8 protein-coding genes and 1 tRNA gene are annotated in these 6,302 nt (G+C 62.7%); 5 read left to right on the top strand and 4 right to left on the bottom strand.

Annotated features, from left to right (window positions below):
* On the bottom strand, positions 1-385 hold a 385-nt coding region (locus VFB05_RS25090), incomplete at its 3' end, for a ribonuclease D (protein ID WP_325017385.1).
* Positions 386-632: 247 nt separating this feature from the next.
* Positions 633-791: a hypothetical protein gene (locus tag VFB05_RS25085; RefSeq protein WP_325017382.1), complete on the bottom strand. Its 159-nt coding sequence runs from the start codon at positions 789-791 to the stop codon at positions 633-635.
* Positions 792-963: 172 nt separating this feature from the next.
* Here VFB05_RS25085 and VFB05_RS25080 point away from each other — a divergent pair, with 172 nt between their 5' ends.
* On the top strand, positions 964-1,212 hold the full coding sequence (locus tag VFB05_RS25080; RefSeq protein WP_325017380.1) for a hypothetical protein: 249 nt from the start codon (positions 964-966) through the stop codon (positions 1,210-1,212).
* Positions 1,213-1,246: 34 nt separating this feature from the next.
* On the opposite strand, the gene VFB05_RS25075 is transcribed toward VFB05_RS25080, so the two are convergent.
* Positions 1,247-1,333: transfer RNA gene (locus VFB05_RS25075), tRNA-Leu, on the bottom strand.
* 160 nt (positions 1,334-1,493) lie between these two features.
* Between VFB05_RS25075 and VFB05_RS25070 the strand changes: the two genes are divergently transcribed.
* A complete protein-coding gene (locus VFB05_RS25070; protein ID WP_325017378.1) occupies positions 1,494-2,462 on the top strand; it encodes a complex I NDUFA9 subunit family protein in 969 nt (322 codons plus the stop codon).
* A 101-nt stretch (positions 2,463-2,563) separates the two neighbouring features.
* On the opposite strand, the gene VFB05_RS25065 is transcribed toward VFB05_RS25070, so the two are convergent.
* Positions 2,564-3,370, bottom strand: coding sequence for an undecaprenyl-diphosphate phosphatase (locus VFB05_RS25065; RefSeq protein ID WP_325017376.1), 807 nt, complete (start codon positions 3,368-3,370; stop codon positions 2,564-2,566).
* 348 nt (positions 3,371-3,718) lie between these two features.
* Here VFB05_RS25065 and VFB05_RS25060 point away from each other — a divergent pair, with 348 nt between their 5' ends.
* From VFB05_RS25060 to VFB05_RS25050, 3 genes are all read left to right on the top strand, one after another.
* Positions 3,719-4,411, top strand: coding sequence for a glutathione S-transferase family protein (locus VFB05_RS25060; RefSeq protein ID WP_325017374.1), 693 nt, complete (start codon positions 3,719-3,721; stop codon positions 4,409-4,411).
* Positions 4,360-5,538 carry a tRNA epoxyqueuosine(34) reductase QueG gene (queG, locus tag VFB05_RS25055; protein WP_325017372.1) on the top strand — a complete coding sequence of 393 codons (1,179 nt, stop codon included), beginning with the start codon at positions 4,360-4,362 and terminating at the stop codon, positions 5,536-5,538. Before VFB05_RS25060 ends, queG begins: the two co-directional genes overlap by 52 nt.
* A 33-nt stretch (positions 5,539-5,571) precedes the next feature.
* On the top strand, positions 5,572-6,302 hold a 731-nt coding region (locus VFB05_RS25050), incomplete at its 3' end, for an acyl-CoA thioesterase domain-containing protein (RefSeq protein WP_325017370.1).

Below are 6,302 nucleotides of genomic sequence, written 5' to 3'. Positions count from 1 at the left end.
ACAGATCGATGTTGAGCACTTCGCGCACGAGGTCCTTCAATCCGTGGCGATCGGTGTAGGTGCGCGACAGGCGCGAGGCGATCTTGGTGCAGTACACCGGCTGCGGCATCACGCCGAATGCATGATACAGCGCGGCGACATCGAAGCGCGCGAAGTGAAAGATCTTTGTGATCGCGGGATTACCGAGCAGCGCCTTCAGATTTGGCGCGTTGGCCTGATCCTTCGGAATCTGCACCACATCCGCGCTGCCATCGCCATTCGACAGCTGCACCACGCACAGACGGTCGCGATGCGGATTGAGTCCCATGGTCTCGGTGTCGATCGCAACCGAGGAGGTATAGCGGGACAGATCGGGCAGGTCGCCGCGGTGCAGGCGTACGGTCATGAACGTGAAGGCCTCTGGAGGATTCGAAGCGCGACACTACGGCATGATCCGGAAAAGTGTGAAGCGGTTTTCCGAAAAGATCATGCCCAAACTAAACACTCAAGCGCCGACGATGCGAGCGTTCACGCGGTGCTGTCCGCCGCTAAAAGCGGTCCGGGGAGGCGAGGGAGCTTGCAGTGTCGGTTGTGTGCTGACGACGCACCGCGATGACGTGACGCATTCGGGCGTACCGCAGACCGTCGAGTTTTCAGGCCGACTTGCTCGTCGACATGGTCGGCGGCTGAAGGCCGGGGCTGTTGGCCCAGCGATCGAGATTCTCGATGACCTTCTCGTGGCTCGGACGACGAGGCTTTGGCGCCATCGGCTCGTCCGAGAGCTTACGAGGAAGCTTGATGTCCTCTGTCATGGCCGCTCTCCAAGACCCCAGCATGCGCCTCCGCGATCCCTGAATCAAGAGTTAACTTACTGTTTTTATTGTATTATTTATCTAAAATGACGCGCTTATCAAATCTTGTGGAACAAACTGCTGTTGCTGCGTATTAGTAAATTACTCAAAAAGCTAATTTGGGGCTTTTGTCATGAACGACCTTAGAGGTGAAAGGCTGCAGGTGATGCTCTCGCCTGAGGAGCTGTCCGCGCTGGACGATTTTCGCTTCAAGCACCGCATGCCGACGCGCGCGGCGGCGGTGCGCGAGCTTTTGAAGCTCGGGCTGACGGTGGGCGCTGACGACGCCGCTGCGGGCATGAAATCGGCAAACTACGGCGTGTTCAGCCGCGGTCCCGAAAGCCATCGCGGCAACGGCGACGGCGAGGCGGAACAGCAATAGCGCCGCGCGTCTGCTGATCGGGAGCTTGGGCAAGTGGTGCCCAGGAAAGGACTCGAACCTTCACGGCCGTGAAGCCACTGGCACCTGAAGCCAGCGCGTCTACCAATTCCGCCACCTGGGCATCGGGCCGCTTACTACGGACCGGTCGGGCGCTTGTCAAATTGGCGAAAGCCGATCCAAATATCCTATACAGCACACGGCGGATGGCGTAGGCGAATCCGCGTTACGCCCGGCGCACGATCCGCCGGTTTTGTCCCCCTTATCCGGAGCAGCTGAAGGCGATGTCATCGAATCTGGAAACGCTGGTCACGGTGTTCGGCGGATCGGGCTTTGTCGGGCGGAACGTGGTCCGTGCGCTCGCCAAGCGCGACTACCGCGTTCGTGTCGCGGTACGTCGGCCGGAACTTGCCGGCCATCTGCAGCCGCTCGGCCGGGTCGGCCAGATCCACGCCGTGCAGGCCAATGTGCGCTATCCCGCCTCCGTCGAGGCCGCGATGCGCGACTCCCATGTCGCGGTCAACCTGGTCGGCATTCTCGCCAAAAGCGGCGCGCAGACTTTTGACGCCGTGCAGGTGAGGGGCGCGGAAACGATCGCGAAGGCGGCGGCAGCAGCAGGCGCCAGCATGGTGCATGTCTCCGCCATCGGCGCCAACGATCGCTCGTCCTCGCAGTATGCTCGCACCAAGGCCGATGGCGAAAAGGCCGTGCTCGCGGCGCTGCCGTCCGCCACGATCATGCGGCCGTCGGTCGTGTTCGGGCCCGAAGACCAGTTCACCAACCGCTTTGCCGCGCTGGCGCGGTTGTCGCCGGCACTGCCACTGATTGGTGGAGGCGAAACGAGAATGCAGCCGGTTTATGTCGGCGATGTCGCGACCGCCATCGCGGACGCCGTCGACGGCAAGGCCAAAGCGGGCGCAACCTACGAGCTCGGCGGACCCGAAGTGCTGACCATGCGCCAGATCATGGAAACGATTCTGGAGATCACCGACCGCGACCGCATGCTGGTGTCGCTGCCGTTCGGGCTAGCGAAGCTGCAGTCGGTGTTCCTGCAATTTGCACCGGGCGCGCTGAAGCTGACGCCGGACCAGGTCGAGCTGCTCCGCAGCGACAATGTCGTGTCGCAGGCGGCGAAGTCGGCAGGACTGACGCTGGAAGGCCTCGGCATCACGCCGGATTCGATGGAAGCGGTTGCGCCGAATTACCTCTGGCGTTTCCGGCCTGCGGGGCAATTTCAGCGGAAGAACGCCTGAATAGCTCAACAATTGAGCCCTGATCCTGAGGAGCCGCCAACGGTCCGCGCGAAGCGCGGCCCGATGATAAACTCAGCGGCGTCTCGAAGGATGGCGCGGGCCTATCTCCCCATCGCAAGCGCGACGAGACCGAGCGTGCCGACGATCACGCGCCACCACGCAAACAGCGTGAAGCCGCGACTGGAGACGTAACTCAGGAACATCCTCACCACGATGATCGCGACGATGAACGACACCACGAAGCCGATGGCGATGATGCCGAGATGGTCGATCGTCATCTCGGCGCGGTTCTTGTAGAAATCATAGACGAAGGCGCCGATCATGGTCGGAATCGCCAGGAAGAACGAGAACTCCGCGGCCGCGCGCTTGTCGGCGCCGAGCAGCATCGCCGCGACGATACTGGCGCCGGAACGCGACACGCCGGGGATCATTGCCAGGCATTGCGCGATTCCGATCCAGAGGTAGGTGAGGAGAGGGAAGCGCGTCGCGTCATGCTCGTGCGGCTTGTGGTCGAGCTGGTCGACCCAGAGCAGGATCGCGCCGCCGACGATCAGCGAGAAACACACGACCCAGGGATTGAACAACAGCAGCTTGATGTATTTGCCCGCGATCAGACCGATGACAACGGCGGGCAGAAAAGCGATCAGCACGCCGATGACGAAGCGGCGGTCGTCGGGATTGGTGAACATCCCGAGCGCAACCTTCCACAATTTGGAAAAGTAGATCACGACGATCGCCAGGATCGCGCCGAGTTGAATCAGGACGATGAAGCTGTCCCAGAAAGCTCCCTCGCCGAGACCGAAGAATTCCTTGGCGAGCAGCATATGCCCGGTCGACGATACCGGCAGAAATTCGGTCACGCCCTCGATAATGCCGAGGATCACTGCCCGCAAAGCATCTGACATCATGCGCCAATCCGTTTGATCGATTTCGCAAGGGGAAAGCGGGCTCTTCTCGCCTATTCGTTCCGCCCCCGCAATCGCAAAATGCAAAAACGCGCCTTGCGCAAGCCATCTGCCCCGCTACCTTGACCGCGCACCAGTGCCGCCGATCTGAAGTCCCTGACTCACTCGTGGCGAAATCGGGTTCAGGGACTTCAGATCGAAAGCGGCACTGGAATCATGGATTTGCCAGTGCCCATGACTTTCCGAAGTTCGTGAACGGTAGCGCGGCAATGGAGCACGAACTTCGGAAAGTGGGCACTTGCCAAGGATTTGAACATTTCCTTAAGCCGGCACGACCTACAACGGGGCCCCATGTACACGCTGTTTCATCATTCGTTTTGTCCGCATTCGCGCTTCATTCGCCTGGTGCTGGGCGAGTACGGCCTCGATTTGCGGCTGGTGGAAGAGCGGGTCTGGGAACGCCGCGAGGGCTTCCTGGCGCTCAATCCCGCCTGCGCCACGCCGGTGCTGTTCACGGAGGGACAACCGGCGATCCCGAGTGCGGCGATCATTGCCGAGTTCATCGACGAAACCCGCGGGCCAGAGATGGGCGAACGGCGGCTCTTGCCAACCGCTATGGGCGAGCGCATCGAGGTGCGCCGGCTGATGGCCTGGTTCAACGAAAAATTCTTCGAAGAGGTCTCTAGCCCGTTGGTCACCGAGCGCATCTACAAGCGCTTCATGAGCGAGGAGGATGGCGGGGGCGCGCCGGCCGCGGACGTGATCCGCGCGGCCAAGACCAATGTGCGCTATCATCTGTCCTATATCGGCTGGCTGGCGCAGCGGCGAAACTATCTCGCCGGCGACCGGTTGACCTATGCGGATCTCGCCGCCGCCGCGCATATCTCGGCGATCGACTATCTGGGCGACGTGCCATGGAGCGAGGACGACGCGGCAAAGGCGTGGTACGCGCGGGTGAAATCCCGCCCGTCATTCCGTCCGCTGCTCAGCGAATGGCTGGCGGGCGTTCCGGCGTCGCGGACCTACGTGGACCTGGACTTCTGAGCGGCGCTGACGTCAGGGCCGCGCTGTCGCGCGAGGCGCAAGCGCTCGGCTTCGACTGCATCGGCGTCACAACACCTGATGCGATTTCAGTTGCCGCGAAACACTTTCGCGATTTCCTCGATGCCGGCGCGCATGGCGACATGGACTGGCTCGCGCGCGATCCGGAGCGCCGCGCCGATCCGCGCGGACTGTGGCCCGACGTCCGTTCGGTGATCATGCTCGGCGTCAACTACGGACCCGATGAGGATCCGCTCGATATTCTCAAGCAACGCGCACGCGGCGCGATCTCGGTCTATGCGCAGGGCGACGACTATCATGACGTGATCAAGAAGCGGCTGAAGGCTCTCGCGCGCTGGCTGGTCGCGACAGCAAATTGCGAGGTCAAGGTGTTCGTCGACACCGCGGCCGTGATGGAAAAGCCGCTCGCGCAGGCGTCGGGGCTGGGCTGGCAGGGCAAGCACACCAATCTTGTCTCGCGCGAGTTCGGCTCGTGGCTGTTCCTGGGTGCGATCTTCACCACGCTCGAGCTGCCGCGCGAAGAGGCCGAGGCCGATCATTGCGGCTCCTGCCAGGCCTGCCTCGACATCTGTCCGACCGCCGCATTCCCGGCGCCCTACAAGCTCGATGCGCGCCGCTGCATCTCCTATCTCACCATCGAGCACAAGCGACCGATCCCACATGAATTTCGCAAGGCCATCGGCAATCGCATCTATGGCTGCGACGATTGCCTCGCGGTCTGTCCGTGGAACAAGTTCGCGCAAGAGGGGCGCGAGACGAAGCTTGCCGCGCGCGGGGAGCTGCGCGCGCCCGAGCTGACCGAACTCGTGCGGCTCGACGATGCAGCGTTTCGCGCGCGCTTCACCAAGTCGCCGGTCAAACGCATCGGCCGCGATCGCTTCATCCGTAATGTGCTGATCGCGAGCGGTAACTCGGGCGAGGCCGCGTTGGCTGTGGAGGCCGAGCGCTTGTTGTCGGATGCAAGCCCGCTGGTGCGCGGCGCGGCGGTATGGGCGCTGGCGCAGCTTGTCGACCGCCGGCGCTTTGATGCGCTGGCTTCGCAGATGATGGCGGCCGAGACAGACGCCGACGTTCGTAGCGAATGGGAGATCGGCGCCAGGCTGCCTTGATTTCATCGCGCAATCGGTCATGGTGCCGCCGCCATGAACATTGCAACGACAAACCAGCCGTTCTTCACCAGAGATCGCGACGCCTTCATCCCGACGCCGATCTGCAACGGACCGTGGGACCCCAAATCGATGCATGGCCGCGTCGTCGTCGGGCTTCTTGCTCACGTCATCGACGAGCGTCACGGCGGCGCGGAATTCGTGCCGGCGCGGCTGACGGTCGACATGTTTCGCTTGCCGAACATCATGACGCCGGTCGAGATCAGGACCAGGCAAGTCCGCGACGGCCTGCGCATCCGCGTGATCGAGGCTGATTTCGTCTCCGGTAACGTCGCGATGGCGCGCGCGTCATGCCAGCTGTTGCGCCGGACGGAAAATCCCGAAGGCAAGGTTTGGTCGCCGCCGAACTGGGAGGTGCCGAAGCCCGCGGACATTCCGGCGCCGACCGATCCGCGGCTCGGCATGAACGGCAAATGGACCACGCGGCCGATCGCGGGCCGCATGGGCTCGTTCGGCCAGCGTCGGCTGTGGATGAGCGAGGTGCGCGAGCTGATCGAGGGCACGCCGCTGACGCCGTTCGATAGCGTCGCGCTCGCCGCGGATTTCGCTAGTCCCTTCGCCAATGCCGGCGAGAAGGGGCTCGGCTTCATCAACAGCGACGTCACGCTCTATCTGCATCGCCTGCCGGTGACGAAATGGATCGGCTTCGACGTCGTCAACCATCAGGCAAGCGCGGGCATCGCAATCGGCGAATGCTGGCTCTATGA

It is taken from the genome of Bradyrhizobium sp., assembly GCF_035652035.1.
GTDB lineage: Bacteria > Pseudomonadota > Alphaproteobacteria > Rhizobiales > Xanthobacteraceae > Bradyrhizobium.
This window is presented reverse-complemented; position numbering and strand designations above follow the sequence as displayed.

What these genes read in the sequence shown, in the direction of transcription:
- VFB05_RS25085 (WP_325017382.1), bottom strand. Translation starts at nt 791, where the DNA reads ATGACAGAGGACATCAAGCTTCCTCGTAAGCTCTCGGACGAGCCGATG.
- VFB05_RS25080 (WP_325017380.1), top strand. Translation starts at nt 964, where the DNA reads ATGAACGACCTTAGAGGTGAAAGGCTGCAGGTGATGCTCTCGCCTGAG.
- VFB05_RS25070 (WP_325017378.1), top strand. Translation starts at nt 1,494, where the DNA reads ATGTCATCGAATCTGGAAACGCTGGTCACGGTGTTCGGCGGATCGGGC.
- VFB05_RS25065 (WP_325017376.1), bottom strand. Translation starts at nt 3,370, where the DNA reads ATGATGTCAGATGCTTTGCGGGCAGTGATCCTCGGCATTATCGAGGGC.
- VFB05_RS25060 (WP_325017374.1), top strand. Translation starts at nt 3,719, where the DNA reads ATGTACACGCTGTTTCATCATTCGTTTTGTCCGCATTCGCGCTTCATT.
- queG (WP_325017372.1), top strand. Translation starts at nt 4,360, where the DNA reads ATGGCTGGCGGGCGTTCCGGCGTCGCGGACCTACGTGGACCTGGACTT.